The sequence below is a fragment of the Tateyamaria sp. syn59 genome, assembly GCF_007995245.1.
GTDB lineage: Bacteria > Pseudomonadota > Alphaproteobacteria > Rhodobacterales > Rhodobacteraceae > Tateyamaria.
This window is the reverse complement of sequence record NZ_VCBA01000006.1, coordinates 154563-171326: the sequence shown is the minus strand read 5'-3', so window position 1 is coordinate 171326 and position 16764 is coordinate 154563. Positions and strand designations below refer to the sequence as shown.

General features: G+C 61.2%; 22 protein-coding genes. 7 read left to right on the top strand and 15 right to left on the bottom strand.

Annotated features, from left to right (window positions below; all coding sequences use genetic code 11):
- Positions 1-110: 110 nt before the first annotated feature.
- Both FD715_RS13235 and FD715_RS13230 read right to left on the bottom strand, forming a co-directional pair.
- Positions 111-557: a YtoQ family protein gene (locus FD715_RS13235; RefSeq protein WP_147110379.1), complete on the bottom strand. Its 447-nt coding sequence runs from the start codon at positions 555-557 to the stop codon at positions 111-113.
- A gap of 62 nt (positions 558-619) precedes the next feature.
- Positions 620-1249, bottom strand: coding sequence for a class I SAM-dependent methyltransferase (locus FD715_RS13230; protein WP_147110377.1), 630 nt, complete (start codon positions 1247-1249; stop codon positions 620-622).
- Between the two features lie 84 nt (positions 1250-1333).
- Between FD715_RS13230 and FD715_RS13225 the strand changes: the two genes are divergently transcribed.
- Positions 1334-2215: a LysR family transcriptional regulator gene (locus FD715_RS13225; RefSeq protein ID WP_147110375.1), complete on the top strand. Its 882-nt coding sequence runs from the start codon at positions 1334-1336 to the stop codon at positions 2213-2215.
- A 68-nt stretch (positions 2216-2283) separates the two neighbouring features.
- On the opposite strand, the gene pheT is transcribed toward FD715_RS13225, so the two are convergent.
- The 5 genes from pheT to FD715_RS13200 all read right to left on the bottom strand — a co-directional run bounded on the left by pheT (position 2284) and on the right by FD715_RS13200 (position 8177).
- Positions 2284-4680: a phenylalanine--tRNA ligase subunit beta gene (gene pheT / locus FD715_RS13220; RefSeq protein ID WP_147110373.1), complete on the bottom strand. Its 2397-nt coding sequence runs from the start codon at positions 4678-4680 to the stop codon at positions 2284-2286.
- 137 nt (positions 4681-4817) lie between these two features.
- A complete protein-coding gene (locus FD715_RS13215; RefSeq protein WP_147110370.1) occupies positions 4818-5639 on the bottom strand; it encodes a PHB depolymerase family esterase in 822 nt (273 codons plus the stop codon).
- 31 nt (positions 5640-5670) lie between these two features.
- Positions 5671-5883, bottom strand: a complete 213-nt coding sequence (locus tag FD715_RS13210) for a hypothetical protein (RefSeq protein WP_039681976.1) — start codon at positions 5881-5883, stop codon at positions 5671-5673.
- Positions 5884-5988: 105 nt separating this feature from the next.
- Entirely contained in the window at positions 5989-7062 is a 1074-nt protein-coding gene (gene pheS, locus FD715_RS13205) for a phenylalanine--tRNA ligase subunit alpha (RefSeq protein ID WP_147110368.1), read from the bottom strand.
- Positions 7063-7115: 53 nt separating this feature from the next.
- On the bottom strand, positions 7116-8177 hold the full coding sequence (locus tag FD715_RS13200; RefSeq protein ID WP_147110366.1) for a Hint domain-containing protein: 1062 nt from the start codon (positions 8175-8177) through the stop codon (positions 7116-7118).
- A 250-nt stretch (positions 8178-8427) separates the two neighbouring features.
- Here FD715_RS13200 and FD715_RS13195 point away from each other — a divergent pair, with 250 nt between their 5' ends.
- From FD715_RS13195 to FD715_RS13185, 3 genes are read left to right on the top strand one after another with little or no spacing between them, the layout of a single operon-like run.
- On the top strand, positions 8428-8637 hold the full coding sequence (locus tag FD715_RS13195) for a hypothetical protein (RefSeq protein ID WP_147110364.1): 210 nt from the start codon (positions 8428-8430) through the stop codon (positions 8635-8637).
- Between the two features lie 21 nt (positions 8638-8658).
- Positions 8659-9450, top strand: a complete 792-nt coding sequence (locus FD715_RS13190; protein WP_147110362.1) for an OmpA family protein — start codon at positions 8659-8661, stop codon at positions 9448-9450.
- Positions 9450-9677: a hypothetical protein gene (locus tag FD715_RS13185; RefSeq protein ID WP_147110360.1), complete on the top strand. Its 228-nt coding sequence runs from the start codon at positions 9450-9452 to the stop codon at positions 9675-9677. The genes FD715_RS13190 and FD715_RS13185 overlap by 1 nt, the downstream gene beginning before the upstream one ends.
- A 3-nt stretch (positions 9678-9680) precedes the next feature.
- On the opposite strand, the gene FD715_RS13180 is transcribed toward FD715_RS13185, so the two are convergent.
- The 5 genes from FD715_RS13180 to pyk all read right to left on the bottom strand — a co-directional run bounded on the left by FD715_RS13180 (position 9681) and on the right by pyk (position 12695).
- On the bottom strand, positions 9681-10118 hold the full coding sequence (locus tag FD715_RS13180) for a BLUF domain-containing protein (protein WP_147110358.1): 438 nt from the start codon (positions 10116-10118) through the stop codon (positions 9681-9683).
- Between the two features lie 145 nt (positions 10119-10263).
- Positions 10264-10629 (bottom strand): 50S ribosomal protein L20, encoded by a 366-nt coding sequence (gene rplT / locus FD715_RS13175; RefSeq protein ID WP_147110356.1) that lies wholly within the window; start codon positions 10627-10629, stop codon positions 10264-10266.
- 17 nt (positions 10630-10646) lie between these two features.
- Complete coding sequence (gene rpmI, locus FD715_RS13170; protein WP_027263382.1) at positions 10647-10847, bottom strand: 50S ribosomal protein L35; 201 nt, start codon at positions 10845-10847, stop codon at positions 10647-10649.
- Between the two features lie 141 nt (positions 10848-10988).
- Positions 10989-11210, bottom strand: coding sequence for a hypothetical protein (locus FD715_RS13165; RefSeq protein ID WP_147110354.1), 222 nt, complete (start codon positions 11208-11210; stop codon positions 10989-10991).
- A 39-nt stretch (positions 11211-11249) separates the two neighbouring features.
- The gene (gene pyk, locus FD715_RS13160) at positions 11250-12695 is read right to left on the bottom strand and encodes a pyruvate kinase (RefSeq protein WP_147110352.1); all 1446 of its coding nucleotides are present in this window, start codon (positions 12693-12695) and stop codon (positions 11250-11252) included.
- Positions 12696-12795: 100 nt separating this feature from the next.
- Here pyk and FD715_RS13155 point away from each other — a divergent pair, with 100 nt between their 5' ends.
- From FD715_RS13155 to FD715_RS13145, 3 genes are all read left to right on the top strand, one after another.
- A complete protein-coding gene (locus FD715_RS13155; RefSeq protein ID WP_147110350.1) occupies positions 12796-13533 on the top strand; it encodes an N-formylglutamate amidohydrolase in 738 nt (245 codons plus the stop codon).
- 79 nt (positions 13534-13612) lie between these two features.
- Positions 13613-13927, top strand: coding sequence for a DUF1244 domain-containing protein (locus FD715_RS13150; protein WP_147110348.1), 315 nt, complete (start codon positions 13613-13615; stop codon positions 13925-13927).
- Positions 13924-14514 carry an OsmC family protein gene (locus FD715_RS13145; protein ID WP_147110346.1) on the top strand — a complete coding sequence of 197 codons (591 nt, stop codon included), beginning with the start codon at positions 13924-13926 and terminating at the stop codon, positions 14512-14514. Before FD715_RS13150 ends, FD715_RS13145 begins: the two co-directional genes overlap by 4 nt.
- A 34-nt stretch (positions 14515-14548) precedes the next feature.
- Here the strand turns inward: FD715_RS13145 and FD715_RS13140 are convergent, their stop codons facing one another.
- From FD715_RS13140 to FD715_RS13130, 3 genes are all read right to left on the bottom strand, one after another.
- Positions 14549-14833 (bottom strand): hypothetical protein, encoded by a 285-nt coding sequence (locus FD715_RS13140; RefSeq protein WP_147110344.1) that lies wholly within the window; start codon positions 14831-14833, stop codon positions 14549-14551.
- A complete protein-coding gene (locus FD715_RS13135) occupies positions 14833-15726 on the bottom strand; it encodes an SPFH domain-containing protein (RefSeq protein WP_147110342.1) in 894 nt (297 codons plus the stop codon). The genes FD715_RS13140 and FD715_RS13135 overlap by 1 nt, the downstream gene beginning before the upstream one ends.
- Before the next feature lie 100 nt (positions 15727-15826).
- A complete protein-coding gene (locus FD715_RS13130; protein ID WP_147110340.1) occupies positions 15827-16690 on the bottom strand; it encodes a D-amino-acid transaminase in 864 nt (287 codons plus the stop codon).
- Positions 16691-16764: the final 74 nt, after the last annotated feature.

Below are 16764 nucleotides of genomic sequence, written 5' to 3'. Positions count from 1 at the left end.
CCCCTTTCTCGGGAGGCTAGGCGCGCACCGGGCACGCCACAAGCGTGACCCTGGGTCGGCGGGTGGGCGCATTTCGGGCCACAGGCCCGGAACAGTACCACACGACCGACCTATTCGGGCAAGGATCCGGTCAGCACATAACGCAAGATCTCAACCACCTGCCCAGGCTCTTCGGCGACAGCCAGTGCCGCGGCATCGACTTCCTTCAGCGCGTGGGCATGATCCGGCCCGTGCAGAATGATCAGCGACTTGCCGAGCGCCGCAGCATAGCCTGCGTCAAAGGCGGCATTCCACTGCTTGTACTGCTCACCAAAGCGCACGACGACCACATCAGCATCCGCAATCCCCTTGCGGGTGCGGATCGCGTTCACCATAGCACCCTTGTGGTCGTGCCAGTACTTTTGGTCCTCAGATCCAAGGATCGCCACACCACAATCGTCGCTGGCGGCATGGTCGGTCACTGGCGCGGAAAAGGTGACGTCGAGCCCCTGCGCGCCCGCGATGATCTGTTCGCGCCAATCGGTGTGAATTTCACCGGACAAATACACATTGAGCATCGCGTCTTTCCCTCTTGCCTTCGTTCCACCTAACCTGCGCTTTGAGCGCGCGAAAACAAGGCTCAGCTCCGACGCGCCACCACGAAATGATTGGGCGGGCGCATGGGGTAGTTGCCCGTTTCATTGATTTCAAAGCCTGCTCGAGTGATCCGCGCATCCACATCGGCGATGGTGTCAAAGCGCACGTAGGGTGCCTTGCCCACCAGCTGCATCAGCGGAATGAGCCGCTTCAACAGGCCGAACTTGAACCCGAGCGACCGCTCGCCAATGCAGGGCGATTTGATGATGAAGAGCCCGCCGGGTGCCAGCAGGTCATGAACCCGCGCCATCGCCGCGTCGACATCCACCACCAAGTGAAACAGGTTGAAGGCCATCACAACGTCATATGAGCCGTCCTGCAAATCCGGGCTGAAAACGTCGGCTTGCAGGAACCGGACATTGTCCACTCCCATCTTCGCTGTGGCCTGCGCGATCATGCCTTCGGAATAGTCCGTGGCGAGGATCGACCCGGCATGTTCCGCGAGCGTCAGGGCCGTGCTGCCGGTGCCGCATCCGAGTTCCAGAACGCGGTCTGTCGGCTTCAGGTATGACGACACCCGTTCGAGTGTCTGGGCGTAGGCGTCGGGGTCACTTATCGGCTGCGCGGCGTATTTGACCGCGATCCGGTCCCAGAATTGCGCTTTGGTCTGCATGTCTATCTCCTTCGCACATGCATATACGGCAAGTGATACCGTCGTAAAATTGACCTTATGCGCAGGGCATATATACAAATTTGCATGGACAAAGGTTTCGACTGGACACATCTGCGCGCATTCCTCGCCACGGCGGAAAGCGGATCGCTCTCCGCTGCCGCGCGGCGACTGGGGCTGACGCAACCCACGATCGGACGACAGGTCGCGGCGCTGGAGGAGGAATTGCGCCTCGCGCTGTTCGAACGCACCGCCCGGTCCATGACCCTGACGGATGCCGGGCGCGACCTGCTGGTCGAGGCGCGCAAGATGGGGGACGCGGCCCAGCGCATCGGCGTCATCGCGCAGGGTCGCACACAGGGGCTCGACGGCACAATCCGTGTCACGGCATCCGACATGATGAGTGCCTATGTGCTGCCGGATACCCTGCTGAAACTGCGCGGTCTCGCGCCACGCCTGCGGGTCGATGTTATCGCGGCCAATGACATCCGCGACATCCTCAAGCGCGAAGCGGATATTGCCATCCGCCATGTGCGCCCGACCGAGCCTGACTTGATCGCGCGCAAGATCAACGACGCATCGGCACATCTCTATGCGTCAAAGGACTATGTTGCGCGGCGCGGTATGCCTGCGACCGTTAACGCGCTGAAAGACCATGACTTCATCAGCATGGCAGACGATGATCGGTTCATCGCGGCCATGGCAGACCGGGGCATCCCGGTCACGCGGGAAAACCTGCGCACAGGCTCCACCAGCGGGATCACCACATGGGAGATGATGCGCAAGGGATTTGGCCTGTTTCCGATGTCAGACCACATCGCGGCGCAATTCGACGATGCCGTGCGGCTACTGGATGGCGAGACCGACCTGACCTTCCCCGTCTGGCTCGTCACGCATCGCGACCTACACACCAGCAAACGCATCAGGCTGGTGTTTGACCTGCTTGCAGACATGTTGGCAGAGAGCTGATCCAGCCCTTCATCTTGCCAGATAAACTCCGGGAGGTCCGGGGGGCTGCCCCCCCCCGGGGGCCGATATTACCCGCGCAGCGTGCCGCCCGTGGCCTTGGTGACCTTCTCGACCACCTTCTGCGCGACGGCCTCGATATCCGCGTCCTTGAGCGTCGCATCCTTCGGCTGCAAGCGCACGGTCAGAGCGAGGGACTTCTTGCCTTCGCCCAAAGAGCCGCCGATGAACTCGTCAAAGATGCGCACATCTTCGATCAGCGCCTTGTCAGCGCCCATGGCCGCGTTCACGAGGGTCAGCGCCTCGACCTCGGCATCGACGACAAAGGCAAAGTCACGCTCGACCGCCTGCAGGTCGCTGATCTCCAGCGCGCCCTTGTTGGCACCGGCCTTGCGCGGCAGTGGCACTTCGGCAGGCCAGAGGGTGAACGCCATGGCCGGCCCTTTGACATCCATCGCCTCAAGCACGCGGGGGTGCAATTCGCCAAAGATGCCCAGCACTTTCTTCGGGCCGAGGCAAATCTTGCCGTGGCGACCAGGGTGCCACCACGCGTCCGCACCGCGCATGATCTGTACCTTGGCGGGTGCGCCGATGGCAGAGAGGATCGCCTCAGCATCTGCCTTAACGTCATAGACATCGACGGGACGGGACGCGCCGTGCACGTCCTTGGGTCCGGTGCGACCCACGAGCAGGCCAGAGACGAGCAGGTGCTGTTCCCCCGGTTCTCCGCCATCGAAAGCCGGGCCAACCTCGAACAGCGCCAGATCAGCAAAGCCGCGCGCCTGATTGCGCGCCGCGGCCTGCAACAGACCGGGCAACAGCGCTGGGCGCATGTGGCTCATGTCGCTGGAGATCGGGTTCTCCAGCATCGTGGCATCGTCACCACCGCCGAACAACTTGGCCGAGGCCTGATCAATGAAGCTGTAGGTCACGCATTCGTTGTACCCGAGCGCTGCCGCTGTCCGGCGCGCGATCTGTTCGCGGCGTTGCTTGACAGTCATGACGGGCTTCGGCACGCCCGCCGTCAGGCGGGGCAAGGGTTTGCCCTTCAGCCTGGTCAGGGAGGCGACACGCGCCACTTCCTCGACCAGATCGGCCTCTCCCATCACATCGGGGCGCCAGCTTGGCACGTGGGCCATATCCCCTTCGAGCTTGAAGCCCAACGCGGTCAACGTCTGGCGCTGTTCGCTTTCATGGATCTCCATGCCAACAAGGCTTTGCACCCGCGCCGCGTTCAGTCGGTAGGCGCGGCTGGTGTCGGGGATGGCACCCGCGCTAATCATGCTGGAGGCAGTCCCGCCTGCATGGTCGAGGATCATCGCGCAGGCATGGTCCAGCCCCACGGGCGTGAAGGCCGGATCGACGCCCCGTTCAAAGCGGTAGCGCGCGTCCGAGTTGATCTTGAGCGCGCGGCCCGTATAGGCGATCTGGATCGGATCCCAGTAGGCACTTTCGACAAAGACGTTCACCGTCTCTTCGGTACAGCCGGTTTCGGCCCCACCCATCACACCGGCAATGCTTTCCGGGCCATTGTCGTCAGAGATGATCATCTGACCGGGCTGGAAGGTGTAGGTTTTCTCGTCCAGCGCCGCGATTTCCTCGCCGCCCTTGGCACGGTGCACGCGCAGGTTGCCCGCGACCTTGTCGGCATCAAAGACGTGTAGCGGGCGGTTCAGATCGTAGGTGAAGTAGTTGGTCACATCGACAAGGAAGGAAATCGGGCGCAGGCCGATGGCGCGCAGGCGGTCCTGCAGCCACGCCGGGCCTGGGCCGTTCTGCACCCCCCGGATCAGGCGGCCGAAGAAGACGGGGCAGCCATCGCGCGTGTCGTCATCAATGCTGACCGTGATGTCGGAGACAAAGGCCCCCTCGACCTCCGGCACCGGGTTTGGGCGCATCTTGCCCAGACCCCGCGCCGCCAGATCGCGCGCGATGCCACGCACGCCCAACGCATCTGGGCGGTTGGGGGTGATGGCGATCTCGATCACCGGGTCGACCTTGGCCGGGTCGTTCTCGGCCAGCCAGTCGACGAAACGATCGCCGACTTCGCCCGAGGGCAGTTCGATGATGCCGTCATGTTCGTCCGACAGCTCCATCTCGCGTTCCGAGGCCATCATGCCGAAGCTTTCTATCCCGCGGATTTTGCCCACGCCGATGGTGGTGTCGATGCCGGGGACGTAGACGCCGGGCTTTGCCACGACGACGGTGATGCCCTCGCGGGCGTTGGGGGCGCCGCAGATGATCTGCTTCTTGCCCTCGTCCGTGGCCACCTGGCACACGCGCAGGCGGTCCGCGTCGGGGTGTTTTTCCGCGCTCAGCACCTTGCCGATGGTAAAGTCGGCCAGCTTCGCCCCACGGTCCTCAACCCCTTCGACCTCAAGGCCAAGGTCGGTCAGCGCATAGGTGATCTCGTCCACCGAAGCCATGGTGTCGAGGTGCTGCTTGAGCCAGCTGAGCGTGAATTTCATGGGAGCATCCCCTGCAGTCCAGTACCGGACCTGCAATGGCAAAGTTCGGCCCAAGGTGCAAGCGTGGGAGGGGCGGAGGGCACCTCCGCCTTACGAGGTGTCGCGCGTAAGGCGGACGTGTCGTCCGCCCTGTTCGGTCAGGGATAGGCGGGCGCACGGCCCAGAAGCTCATCCAACTGCCGGGCGATCCAGCCATGGGGGATGAAATGCCCGCCCGGATGGGTGTCGAGCGTGACCTTGATGCCGCCCGCGCAGTCCTGCCATTCGGTGCGCGTGAGGGTCAGGAAATCGACCTGTGACCAGTCGCCAAGGTCGGTTTGCGTGTCGGAGCAATCCAACCGGTCGCGCCAGAGCGACACGGGGTAGGTCGTGTCGCCATCAGGGCCGTAGGGATAGTCGAGCACGTTGTCCTTGAGCCCATGCACATGTCGCGCCTCGCCCGGCGCCTGAGCGCAGTCTTCCGACAGATTGATCGTGCCGGAGATGCCCAGAAGCGCACGGATATTCAGGTCGGCGCCTCGATCACAGGCCACCCGCCAGGCCATGATGGAGCCATAGGAATAGCCCGACAGAAAGATGTTGTCGGGGTCGACGGGATATCGCGCGGCGACATCGGCGAGGACGTCCGCTGCGAATTGTACATCCTCGGTCTCTGCCGACCACATGTTCCATGTCTTGCGCAGGCCGTTCGGGGCGATCAACAGCACCCCGCGTCTTTGGGTGGCGTCAGAAATGCGTTGGTGCTGGACCGGTAACGCGCCGGTGCGCTGCCAGCCGTGGAAGTGGATGAGGAGCGGCATCGGGCTGGTGCCGTCCCAGCCGTCGGGCTCACGCACATGGTAGGACCGGTCGCCCAACGCGCAGGGGACGCCGATATGGCAGGTCTCGCGTTGGGTCTGGGCGGTGGTGAGGGCTGGCAGTACGCTGAGCAGCGCGGCAATAGCAAGTCGACTTATCATCCGACGCACGCTAGCCATTCAGATCCGCATGTCACGTCACATTGTCGTGGTCGTCGCCATTGCGCCGCTGGATCGCCTCCAGCCAGCGGTCGATCAGCAGGATAGGGGCCAGCACGATGGTCCAGCCTGTCGCGTTGATGATGGTGAAGGTCAATTTGAGATGCGTCGGCATATCCGAGCGCCACAGGAAAATGTGGGCGATCACGATCAGAGTGACGAGGGTGAGAACGAGCCATTTGCGCATGCGGCAGAGATAGTCGGACCACACAATAGGGCAAGCGGTCGGCGTTGTTGGCCGAGCGGCCCTCCGGGGGGGATTTTTTCAAAACAGGGAAGGATTGGGCCGGGTTTACCGGCTCAACCCGCCATGCAGCGTCGGCACGTCCAGCGCTGCAAAGCCGTAGTGCCGCAGCCAGCGCAGGTCGCTGTCGAAGAAGGCGCGCAGGTCAGGCACGCCGTATTTCAGCATCGCGATCCGGTCGATGCCCATGCCGAAGGCAAAGCCCTGCCATTCGGTGGGGTCGATCCCGCCCGCTTCCAGCACCTTGGGGTGCACCATACCGGAGCCGAGGATTTCGAGCCAGTCGTCGCCCTCGCCCACTTTCAGCGTGCCGCCTTCCCAGGAGCAGCGGATGTCGACCTCGGCCGAGGGTTCGGTGAAAGGGAAGTGCGAGGCTCGGAAGCGCAGGTCGACGCCATCCACTTCGAAATAGGATTTCACGAACTCTTCCAGCACCCATTTCAGGTTCGCCATCGAGATGTCCTTGTCGATGGCGAGGCCCTCGACCTGATGGAACATCGGCGTATGCGTCTGGTCGTAGTCGGCGCGGTAGACACCACCGGGGCAGATGATCCGGGTGGGAGCGCCAGTGGCCTCCATCGACCGGATCTGCACCGGCGAGGTGTGAGTGCGCAGCACGTGGGGCGGGCGATTGTCGCCCTCGGCCCGGTGCATGTAGAACGTGTCCATCTCGGCTCGTGCGGGGTGGTGGCCGGGGATGTTCAGGGCGTCGAAGTTGTACCAGTCGGTGTCGATACGCGGCCCTTCGGCGACGGAAAAGCCCATTTCGGCGAAGATGGCCGTGACTTCTTCGCTGACCTGGCTGATCGGGTGGATCGTACCGCGACGTTGCGTGCGGGTCGGCAAGGTGACGTCCAGCCATTCGGACCGCAGCCGCTCATCAAGCGCCGCATCTGCGAGCGCCGCTTTCTTCGCGGCAAGCGCGCTGTTGATCTCGGACTTGAGCGCGTTGAGCGCGGGGCCCGCCACCTGACGCTCTTCGGCGGTCATCTTGCCCAGCTCGCGCATCTTCAACGCGACTTCGCCCTTCTTGCCCACAGCGGCGATACGGATGTCTTCCAGCACCGCTTCATCGGCGGCATCGGCGATCTGGGTCAGGTACTTGGATTTGAGATCGTCCATGACGTGCTCCTTCATTCGCTGCCCTGCTACCACAACGCGGCAGGATGGCAAGATCAGGCGACGTTGAGGAGCGATCCCAGACGGACAGGATAGGAAGGGCGCGCCGTAACAAAGCCTGCAAGCGACTGCAGCTCAGGGAAAAGCGCCAGCAACTCCGCCTCCGCTTCGCGATTCCATGGGCACGCGTCTGGGCATGACGGCAAATAGCTTTCGCTCCACAGCCCGTTGCTGCGCACAATCTGATGGCACTCGAACAACAAATGTACATAAGTGACCTGCGATACCTCACGCTGCACCACGGTTGACCCATTGACCAGCGCCTTGGCCGGGACCAGGATTTCGTCGGCGCCAAAGTACAACTCCGACTGCCATCCCCGGATCAAGACCCGATGCTGTGGCGAGACGCGCAGCCTGCACGTCGCCCCTAGCGCGCCGGGTGCAAATTCGACGGGCGCAAACCGCCCGGTTCCCGCGACCGTACGCTGCCCGCACCAGAGCAGCGGCATGGGACCATGATCAAGTGTCAGCACCGTATCGCCTGCGTTCAATGCAGCCACGTCACGCTGTCCATCAGGTGTGTCGATCATGGTGCCTGCAGCGAAACAGGCGATGCCCGTGTCGCCCGCACTTGTTGTCCCGTATGAGATCTGGTCAGGATTCGGCTGATTAAACTGGATCGAGGTTGTTGTGGCGTTGGGACCAACGACAACAGCCAGGTTCTCTGACACGGCACCGGACGCTGCCCCGCCTTGCGCCGTGATGTTCTGCGTTCCACCCCCAATGTCGTAGAAATCCAGCACATCGCCCGTCGCGGTGTTGGTCAGCGCGTAAGCTTCGTAGTTGTCCGCCCCGCCGCCATCCGGATCGGTCAGTAAGATCGGCAGATTGTCCGCCGACAGAACAAAGATCACTTCGCCATTGTCAGGATCAACGGATCGGACCACACGCGGGTCATCGAGACGCACTTCAATGCCAAGACTGCCGTCTGCCTGATAAAAGCCAACCACAAAATCTGCCGGGTCGTCCGAAGGACCAAGTGCCACTTCCAAAAACTCGGACACGCCCGAGTTTCGGGCGTAGGCGTTTGAGTAGTGGAGTTCACTGATCCGAGGCACTGCGATGACCGTCCTGTTCTGTCTTACGTCGGGCTGCGTCGTTTAGATGGTACGACTGTGCCAAAATTCAGGTGCAGACGTGACAGATTGTGGACGCGCCTGCTGCAATCGGAGGTGGCAAAAATCTCGCCGTCCGAGAATGATCCATTTATCTACGCCAGATCACAACACTTGGCGTATTCAATAGCGTATTGCACAGTATATGGTACTGATGAAGAATCGAGTAGATAAGAAGTGACGGTCGCGACAAATGAAACCAATCATGTATTCGCATCGTTTGAAATCGGTGCTGCAGCACACTGTGCGTGAACTGGGGTTGACCCTCGTTCTCGACGACGGGCGCACCGACCTCGACCTGGCCGAGAACGAGCCGATGATCCGGGAGACGGCGCAGCTTTTGGGGTTGCAGGTGCATTTTGAACGCAACGAAGCGGGACTGTCTGTCACTTTTTACAAGTAAACGTCACCTGGGGGAGACGACATGCGGGGCAAGGCAAAGCAGCGCGAAATGCGCGCGTTACGGGCGGCCGGACTGACATTGGCCGGTGCAGAGCGACTGACACAGACAAAGGGCAGTTCGACGCTGGCCCTGTCGGTGTTTGGAGGTTTGGGGATCATCGTCCTTGCTGGCGTCAGTGTGCTGAGCTTGAACATGCCCGCCAGCGAACCGGCAGAAGCGGGCCAACACGCCGCTTTAGATCCAGACCCGGCAACGCCAGAAATCAGCAATGATGTGGCAACCGCAGCAGTGACCACGACACCGGTGGCAACAGCAACCGCACCTGCCTTGGCGACGTCACCTGCGGATGAACCCGCCGAGTTGCCGTGGCATGTGGCGCTCGAAAGTGGTTCCGAAACTGACACTCAACAGGTCGAGCCATCCGCGTCAGTCAAGGTCACAGAAGACTGCGTCGTCGCCCTCGCCGCCGATGTATCGGGGGTACGGATGCAATTCGATGCGGGCAGTGCGCTGGTTCCACCGGGCAGTTACGACAAGCTTTGGCAAATCGGGACGCAGGTGAACGCTTGCCCCGAAGCACGCGTTTTGGTGGCTGGGCACTCGGACAGTTCAGGCTCGGACCTTGCCAACCTTCAACTCAGCTGGAGCCGCGCCGAAAACACGGTCGAGGCTCTGTCAGCGCTCGGCATCGACACGCGGCAATTCGAAACGGTCGGCTTTGGGTCCCGCGCGCCGCTTGAACAGGGCAGCGACGCCGATAATGGCGTCAACCGCCGCGTGGAATTGCGGGTGTTGAAAGGGGGGACACGGTGATGGCGACGATTGCGCTTCAGTTCGGCATCGCGCTTGTATTCATGGCGGTATCTGCCGCGATAGGCTACCTGCTGTCGCGGCAGAAATATCGCAACGAAAGTGCAGCACACATCGCAATGCTGTCCGGTGAAACGGCAAAGTGGCGGCGCAGGGCGAACATGGCTGAAGACCGCGCCCGCAGTGCCGAGAATGCGCTGGTCCGCGAGCGCCGGAAAGCCCGGCGCTGATATTTACACTCTGTCTACGGAAAAGCGCGGTGATAATTCCACTGACAGATCCTGCAACACGTCCAGCAGACTGTCTACGTTCACTGTTTCAGGATTGATCTCATCCGTCGAGAAGTAGCGCAGATAGATACCTTGCGCGCGGTCATCCATGCCCTGATGCAGGCCCATCGACCAAGTGGGAAAGATACGCTCACGTGCGTCCATGCAAGACAGCAGGATGATGTTGCTGTGCCGTGGGTCACGCGAAATCCGGTGGTACAGCGCCGACACTTCAACCCGTCCGCCTTCGATCACCTGCAGGAAGTGGTCGCCATTGTAATGCAGCATCCCGGTCAGGTTCATACGCTTGTTATTGCGCTGGCACGTATCGATTAATTCCTGCGCGTCCAGGCTCTCCGATGGGTTTCGTTGGGAATAGTACACCAGCCGAGTGAGATTCATTACGCCACCTCTTTAATCCTACATCTAGTATCGTGAACTGCTGAACCTACAGGATCAAGCGAAATCACGGGCTCAAAAGGCTGCAAAACCAAATAAAAAAGCCGCCTCCGTATGGGGCGGCTTTTTCATCAACTTGTGGTTGGGATCAGGCGTTCAGCTGTGCCTTGGCCTGGTCCACGATCGCAGCAAACGCATCGGGCTCGTTCACGGCCAGGTCGGCCAGAACCTTGCGGTCCACTTCGATGCCGGCCAGGTTCAGGCCGTTGATGAAGCGGCTGTAGGTCAGCGCTTCGTCATGGGCGCGGACAGCGGCGTTGATGCGCTGGATCCACAGGGCGCGGAAGTTGCGCTTGCGGTTATGACGGTCACGCGTCGCGTACTGGTTGGCCTTGTCTACGGCTTGGCGTGCGACCTTGAAGGTGCTCTTGCGGCGACCGTAGTAACCTTTGGCGGCCTTGATGACCTTCTTGTGACGGGCGTGGGTGACGGTTCCACCTTTGGTGCGGGACATGTCTCTGCTCCTTCTTCTTAGCGGTCGTAGGGCATGAAGCCCTTGACGATTTTCGCGTCGGGGGCGGACAGGGTCGTGGTGCCACGGGCGTCACGAATGAATTTGCGGGTGCGTTTGATCATGCCGTGGCGTTTGCCGGCCTGACCTGCCATCACCTTACCGGTGGCGGTCACCTTAAAGCGCTTCTTGGCGCTCGATTTCGTCTTCATCTTGGGCATTTCCGTCTCCATCGTTTGATTGCGGTAGACGCACGACTCGGCATGCCACTTTGGCCGGACGCGCGGAACGAAGCTGGCGTATACGAGCAGTTGCTGCACATGGCAAGGGGGATTCCGCCCCGAAACAGTGTAGGCCCGCGATCAGATAAACGAGGCGATGACCCGAACGAAAACGTCCGGGATTTCGTTCAAGGTGTAACCACCGGGCTTCGTCTGAAGTGCCAGCACGATCAAGCCGCCAGCAATCAACACGGTAATGGCCGAAGCGCGCGGCGCCCGCCGGTCGGATATTGCTGACAGGATGGACGGGATCGAAAATGCGGCAATAAGGATGCCAAGAACCAGGTAGAAGTCAGGGCTCATTCAGGGCTCGTGTCGTGTTCTTATGTTATGTTTGCGACGCTACTCCGGATCGGTCGCGTAAATCAAACGTTCATCACAGGGTGCCACACGGAGGATGTTTGTCGTGCCCGTGACGTTGAAGGGCACACCGGCAGTGACCACGATCTGATCCTCGGTATCGGCAAAACCGCCCTCGCGCGCGGCACGAGCTGCGCCAACAACGGCTTCCTTGAACCGCTCCATCGTCGGTGTGATGTAGCAGTTGCAGCCCCAGCTCAGGGCCATACGTCGGGCCGTTCGGGCCAGCGGTGTAAGCGCCAGGATTGGCACACGCGGGCGTTCGCGCGCGACCAGCAGGGCCGTTGTCCCGCTTTGCGTAAAACAGCAGATCGCCTTGATATCGGTCGTCTCCGCAATCTCGCGCGCGGCGGCCACGATCCCATCGGCCACCGACGCCCGGCTCGCACTGCGGCTGGATTCGATGATCTGGGTGTAGGTTGGGTCCTGCTCAACCTCAGCCGCGACGCGATCCATGGTCGTCACCGCCTCGATCGGATAGCTGCCCGCGGCACTTTCCGCGCTCAGCATCACTGCGTCGGCCCCCTCGTAAATCGCTGTGGCGACATCACTCACCTCGGCACGCGTGGGCATCGGGCTTTCGATCATGCTTTCCAGCATCTGTGTTGCCACGATGACTGGCTTACCCGCATGGCGGCACTTCCGGACCAGACGCTTTTGGATGGGCGGCACGTTTTGCACAGGCAGCTCGACGCCCAGATCGCCACGGGCGACCATAATGCCATCACTGACCTGCAGGATGTGGTCGAACCGATCAACGGCATTCGGCTTTTCGATCTTGGACAGAACAGCCGCGCGACCCCGGATCAGGTCCTTGGCCTCTTCCACGTCAGCCGCACGCTGTACAAAGCTCAGCGCGATCCAGTCGACCCCCAGCTCGGCTACAAATTTCAGGTCAGACCGGTCCTTGTCCGACAGGGCGGCGAGCGGCAGCTCGACGTCAGGCACGTTCACACCCTTACGGTTGGAAATCAAACCACCGGCGACAACAACGCAATCGGCAAAGTCAGGGCCGCAGGCTTCCACCTTCAAACGGATCTTGCCGTCATTCACCAAAAGTGTCTTGCCCACCTCCAGAGCCTGAAAGATCTCGGGATGCGGCAGACACACCCGGCTGCTGTTACCCTCTTTCTCGTCCAGATCCAGACGGAATTTGGCACCCTCATCCAGCATCTCGCTGTCACCAGCAAAGACACCCACACGCAGTTTCGGGCCCTGCAAATCGGCGAGAATGGCAATCGCCGATCCGGTGTCTTCCTCAACCTTGCGGATAATGCTGTGCTTTTCGGCAATCTCTTCATGGCTGCCATGCGACATGTTCAGGCGGAACACATCCGCACCCGCCTCGTGCAATGCCCGGATCGTCTCATACGTGTCCGAGGCAGGGCCTAAAGTGGCCACGATCTTTACATTGCGCAGGCGTCGCATGCTCTTGCCCCTTTTTTGATACCGCTAACAGCGCTCTTATTGCCCAATTCACATCCCGAGGCAACTGACCTAAACCTGCAATGCAATGCGTGACGATCGAATGACACAGGCACCGTTTTCGGTGATCGGGGCAGAGCGCAAGGGCGCTTGGGTGATCACCTGCGATCACGCGACAAATATCGTGCCGCAGCACGTCAACGGCGGTACCCTCGGCCTGCCCGATATTCAGATGCAGCGCCACATCGCCATCGACATTGGCGCCCTTGGCGTTGCCAACGCGCTCGGTGCCGCGTTGAATGCTCCGGTGGTCAGCGCCAACTTCTCGCGGCTCGTTATTGACCCCAACCGGGGTGCCGACGATCCGACACTGGTGCCCCAGCTCTATGACGGCACGATCATCCCCGGCAACCGCACCCTAACCGGGGCAGAACGCCAGCGGCGCATTGATCTGCTTTACGATCCCTACCACGACGCGATTGCGCGCACCGCAAACACGCGCGACGTCACCTTTCTCGCCGTGCACAGCTTCACGCCGCAACTCATCGGTCGCCCGCCTCGCCCGTGGGAAATTGGCGTGCTGTCGGCCCGCGACAGGCGCATTGCCGACCCGCTTATTGCGAGCCTCTCTGCCGCACTCACCTCACCCGTGGGTGACAACGCCCCTTACGCGGGCTTTTTCCCCGGTGACGCGATGAGCCAGCACGCCCATATCCCGGGCCGCCCCAACGTCCTCCTCGAAATCCGCCAGGACCTCATCGCGCACCCCGAGGGCCAACGCCATTGGGCAACCCTTCTGGCACATCACCTTGAAGCGGCGCGCGCACAAGCCAATCTCTAATCCAAGTTTCTTCTGACCCGAAATACGACGGGGTCCGGGGCAGCGCCCCGGTCCAACCCCAGCAAAAAGGACCACACATATGGATGATCAAACCCGCATCGAACTGGAAGCCGCCGCCTTCCGCCGCCTGCGCCAGCACCTGATGGAAGACCGCACAGACGTCCAAAACATCGACATGATGAACCTGACGGGCTTCTGCCGGAACTGCCTGTCGCGCTGGTATCAGGAAGCTGCAGCCGAAAGGGGTATTGAGATATCCAAGGACGCCGCCCGCGAAACATTCTACGGCATGACCATGGCCGAGTGGAAAGCCAACTACCAGACCGAAGCCTCCGACGCGCAAAAGGCCGAGTTCAAGGACGCATTCGCACAAAATGTCGGAGACAAGGGATGAGCTACCGCGTCGGCGCCCGCGCGACAGACGCCCCAACCCCAACGGCATTCACCCCCGAGCCGTTCAAACGGGCCAAGGCCCCGGACCCGCTGCAATTCGAGGTCAACCTCGTCGCCGAAGCAAGCACCAAACAGCACAAGACCGGCTCCGTCTCGGTCAACATCCCCGGTTTCTCGCCGCTCACACTCTATTGCGATGAACAGCCGCCCGTGGGTGAGGATCAGGCCCCACCGCCGCTCGCCTATTTCTGCGCGGGCATCGGCTTCTGCCTGATGACCCACCTCACCGACATCTACACCGCCCGCAAGATCGAGATCACGTCGCTGAGGCTGGAACAACGGGTGCGCTTTGCCACCAACCTCGGGCACATGCGCGACTTCGGCCACACCACGGATGGCAAAACTGAACTGGTTGAAACCCATGTGCTGATCGAAAGCCCCGAACCGCGCGACCGGATCGAGGCGCTGCTGGCCGAGGCCGAGGGCGCCTGCATGGCTCATTTCGCCCTGCGCAATCCGATTCCGTGGACCACGCGGCTGGTGCACAACGGGGACGAACTGCTCAGCCACGCAGGCAACGGCGCATGAACTCGTAAGGCGGAGGTGTCCTCCGCCTTACCCCTTAGTCATTGATGTCACGCTCGACAATCCGCACCTGCCCCCGGCGCACGCCGATCACGCTGCGCAGTCCAACAGCCGCGGCCACGGATGACACCGCAAAGAGCAACAGAAGCGCAGGCAACCCAGCCCCGATCCAGCCCAGCGCGCCAAACCCCAGCGCGACGCCCACGACAACCGCGCCCACAGCCATGCCCAGAAAGACAAAGGCAGGCACGAACACTTCAATGAAGGCAAAGATCAGGGCGGCCACGATCCACGCCCACCAGATACTCCACAAAGCCGTCATCACACTTTCCTCCCTTTCAACATGCCAAAGGCTTCACCAAACGCATCCATCGCACTCGACGGCAATACAATGGTCTGCTGTCCGGCACCCGAAGCAATGGTCGACACGGCATCAACCTGCTTGAGCGCCACCTGATACTGCGCGGCCTCGATCCCGTGGGACGCAATCGCCTCTGCCACCACCTGCGTCGCATAGGCTTCGGCCTCCGCCTCAACCCGGCGCGCCTTGGCCGCTTGCTCAGCGGCATACAACTCCGCATCCGCGTTCAGTTCCATGGCCCGCTTGTTGCCCTCGGCCTCGGTCACTGCCGCACGACGGGCGCGCTCGGCATTCAACTGCTGCAACATCGCATCGCGCGTCGCCTTGTCGAGGTTCACGTCCAGGATCTCGGCCCGCGTCACCTCAATACCCCAGTCGTTTACGGCCTCTTCCACCAGATGCTTGATCTGGTCGATCAACTGCGACCGGTTCGACTGCACCTCGTCCAGCTCCATCTTACCGATCTCGGCCCGCACGATACCTGCAACGGTGGTCTGCACAGCACCATCCACGTCACGGATACGATACACCGTCCGCTCAGGCTCGGTCACGCGGTAAAAGATGCTGGTTTCCACCTGCACCAGCACGTTGTCCGACGTAATCGCGTCCTGGTTCGCATTGGGCAACTGGCGCTCCAGCACCGACACCTTGTGGCGCACCACGTCCAGAAACGGCACGATGAAGTTGATGCCTGGCCCAAGCACCGAATGCAGGCGGCCAAAGCGTTCGACCACGAACTTGTCAGCCTGCGGCACGATGCGCACGCCCAGAAACAGACAGACCAGCAGGAAAAGGGCAGCCAGAATCAGGATCAGATTCTCGCTCAAAAGGCTCAGGATGATCTCTTCATTCATTTAATTTATCCCTCGATGTTAATATAGTTCACATTCCCAAATGGGAATAAAAAGCCCGCTTTTCAAGGGATAATCGAAAAGCGGGCCTGAAATCGGGGGGTTAGATGGCGGCCTTGCGGCTCTCGTCCAGATAGATTTCGCGCAGGCGCGGGGCCACGCGACCGGGCACACCTTCACCCAGTTTCTCGCCGTCAATCTCCACGACCGGCATCACGAAAGTCGAGGCCGAGGTGATGAACGCCTCATCCGCCTCACGCGCCTCTTCGATGGTGAAATTGCGCTCTTCAACCTCCATCTGCGCTTCCTTGGCGAACCGCAGCACAGCCGCACGGGTGATCCCGTGCAGAATGTCGTTCGACCGGGCGCGCGTGATGATCTTGTTGCCCTTCACGATATAGGCGTTGTTCGACGTACCCTCAGTCACGAACCCGTCCTGGATCATCCAGGCATCATCGGCCCCCGCCTTCTTGGCCATCATCTTGCCCATGGACGGATAGAGCAGCTGCACCGTCTTAATATCGCGACGCCCCCAGCGGATGTCGTCGATGCTGATGACCTTCATCCCCTTCTTGGCCGCCGGATTGTCGGCCAGACCAGGCTTGTTCTGGGTAAACAGCACGATGGTAGGTTCGGTCGTCTCGGGATCAGGGAAGACAAAGTCACGATCATCCGGCGCGCCCCGCGTGATCTGAAGATATATCATCCCCTCTTCGATCCCGTTCAAACGCACCAACTCGCGATGCACCTCCAGCAGGTCATCCTTCGAGATCGGCGACTGCATCTCCAACTCATCCAGCGACCGCTGCAAGCGCACAGCATGGCCGTCAAAGTCAATCAGCTTGCCGTCCAGCACCGATGTCACCTCATAAACCCCATCGGCCATCAGGAACCCCCGGTCAAAAATCGACACCTTGGCCTCGGTCTCGGGCAGGTACTCTCCGTTTACATATACGGTCCGGGTCATGGGCTTCGCTCCTTCGGGCAGGTCTTTGCGCGTGGCGTTATGTTACGATTTCAATGGGCGCAAGGGGCGCAGGC

Coding starts and splice junctions, on each gene's coding strand:
- FD715_RS13235 (WP_147110379.1), bottom strand. CDS start 557: ATGCTCAATGTGTATTTGTCCGGTGAAATTCACACCGATTGGCGCGAA.
- FD715_RS13230 (WP_147110377.1), bottom strand. CDS start 1,249: ATGCAGACCAAAGCGCAATTCTGGGACCGGATCGCGGTCAAATACGCC.
- FD715_RS13225 (WP_147110375.1), top strand. CDS start 1,334: ATGGACAAAGGTTTCGACTGGACACATCTGCGCGCATTCCTCGCCACG.
- pheT (WP_147110373.1), bottom strand. CDS start 4,680: ATGAAATTCACGCTCAGCTGGCTCAAGCAGCACCTCGACACCATGGCT.
- FD715_RS13215 (WP_147110370.1), bottom strand. CDS start 5,639: ATGATAAGTCGACTTGCTATTGCCGCGCTGCTCAGCGTACTGCCAGCC.
- FD715_RS13210 (WP_039681976.1), bottom strand. CDS start 5,883: ATGCGCAAATGGCTCGTTCTCACCCTCGTCACTCTGATCGTGATCGCC.
- pheS (WP_147110368.1), bottom strand. CDS start 7,062: ATGGACGATCTCAAATCCAAGTACCTGACCCAGATCGCCGATGCCGCC.
- FD715_RS13195 (WP_147110364.1), top strand. CDS start 8,428: ATGAAACCAATCATGTATTCGCATCGTTTGAAATCGGTGCTGCAGCAC.
- FD715_RS13190 (WP_147110362.1), top strand. CDS start 8,659: ATGCGGGGCAAGGCAAAGCAGCGCGAAATGCGCGCGTTACGGGCGGCC.
- FD715_RS13185 (WP_147110360.1), top strand. CDS start 9,450: ATGGCGACGATTGCGCTTCAGTTCGGCATCGCGCTTGTATTCATGGCG.
- FD715_RS13180 (WP_147110358.1), bottom strand. CDS start 10,118: ATGAATCTCACTCGGCTGGTGTACTATTCCCAACGAAACCCATCGGAG.
- rplT (WP_147110356.1), bottom strand. CDS start 10,629: ATGTCCCGCACCAAAGGTGGAACCGTCACCCACGCCCGTCACAAGAAG.
- rpmI (WP_027263382.1), bottom strand. CDS start 10,847: ATGCCCAAGATGAAGACGAAATCGAGCGCCAAGAAGCGCTTTAAGGTG.
- FD715_RS13165 (WP_147110354.1), bottom strand. CDS start 11,210: ATGAGCCCTGACTTCTACCTGGTTCTTGGCATCCTTATTGCCGCATTT.
- pyk (WP_147110352.1), bottom strand. CDS start 12,695: ATGCGACGCCTGCGCAATGTAAAGATCGTGGCCACTTTAGGCCCTGCC.
- FD715_RS13155 (WP_147110350.1), top strand. CDS start 12,796: ATGACACAGGCACCGTTTTCGGTGATCGGGGCAGAGCGCAAGGGCGCT.
- FD715_RS13150 (WP_147110348.1), top strand. CDS start 13,613: ATGGATGATCAAACCCGCATCGAACTGGAAGCCGCCGCCTTCCGCCGC.
- FD715_RS13145 (WP_147110346.1), top strand. CDS start 13,924: ATGAGCTACCGCGTCGGCGCCCGCGCGACAGACGCCCCAACCCCAACG.
- FD715_RS13140 (WP_147110344.1), bottom strand. CDS start 14,833: ATGACGGCTTTGTGGAGTATCTGGTGGGCGTGGATCGTGGCCGCCCTG.
- FD715_RS13135 (WP_147110342.1), bottom strand. CDS start 15,726: ATGAATGAAGAGATCATCCTGAGCCTTTTGAGCGAGAATCTGATCCTG.
- FD715_RS13130 (WP_147110340.1), bottom strand. CDS start 16,690: ATGACCCGGACCGTATATGTAAACGGAGAGTACCTGCCCGAGACCGAG.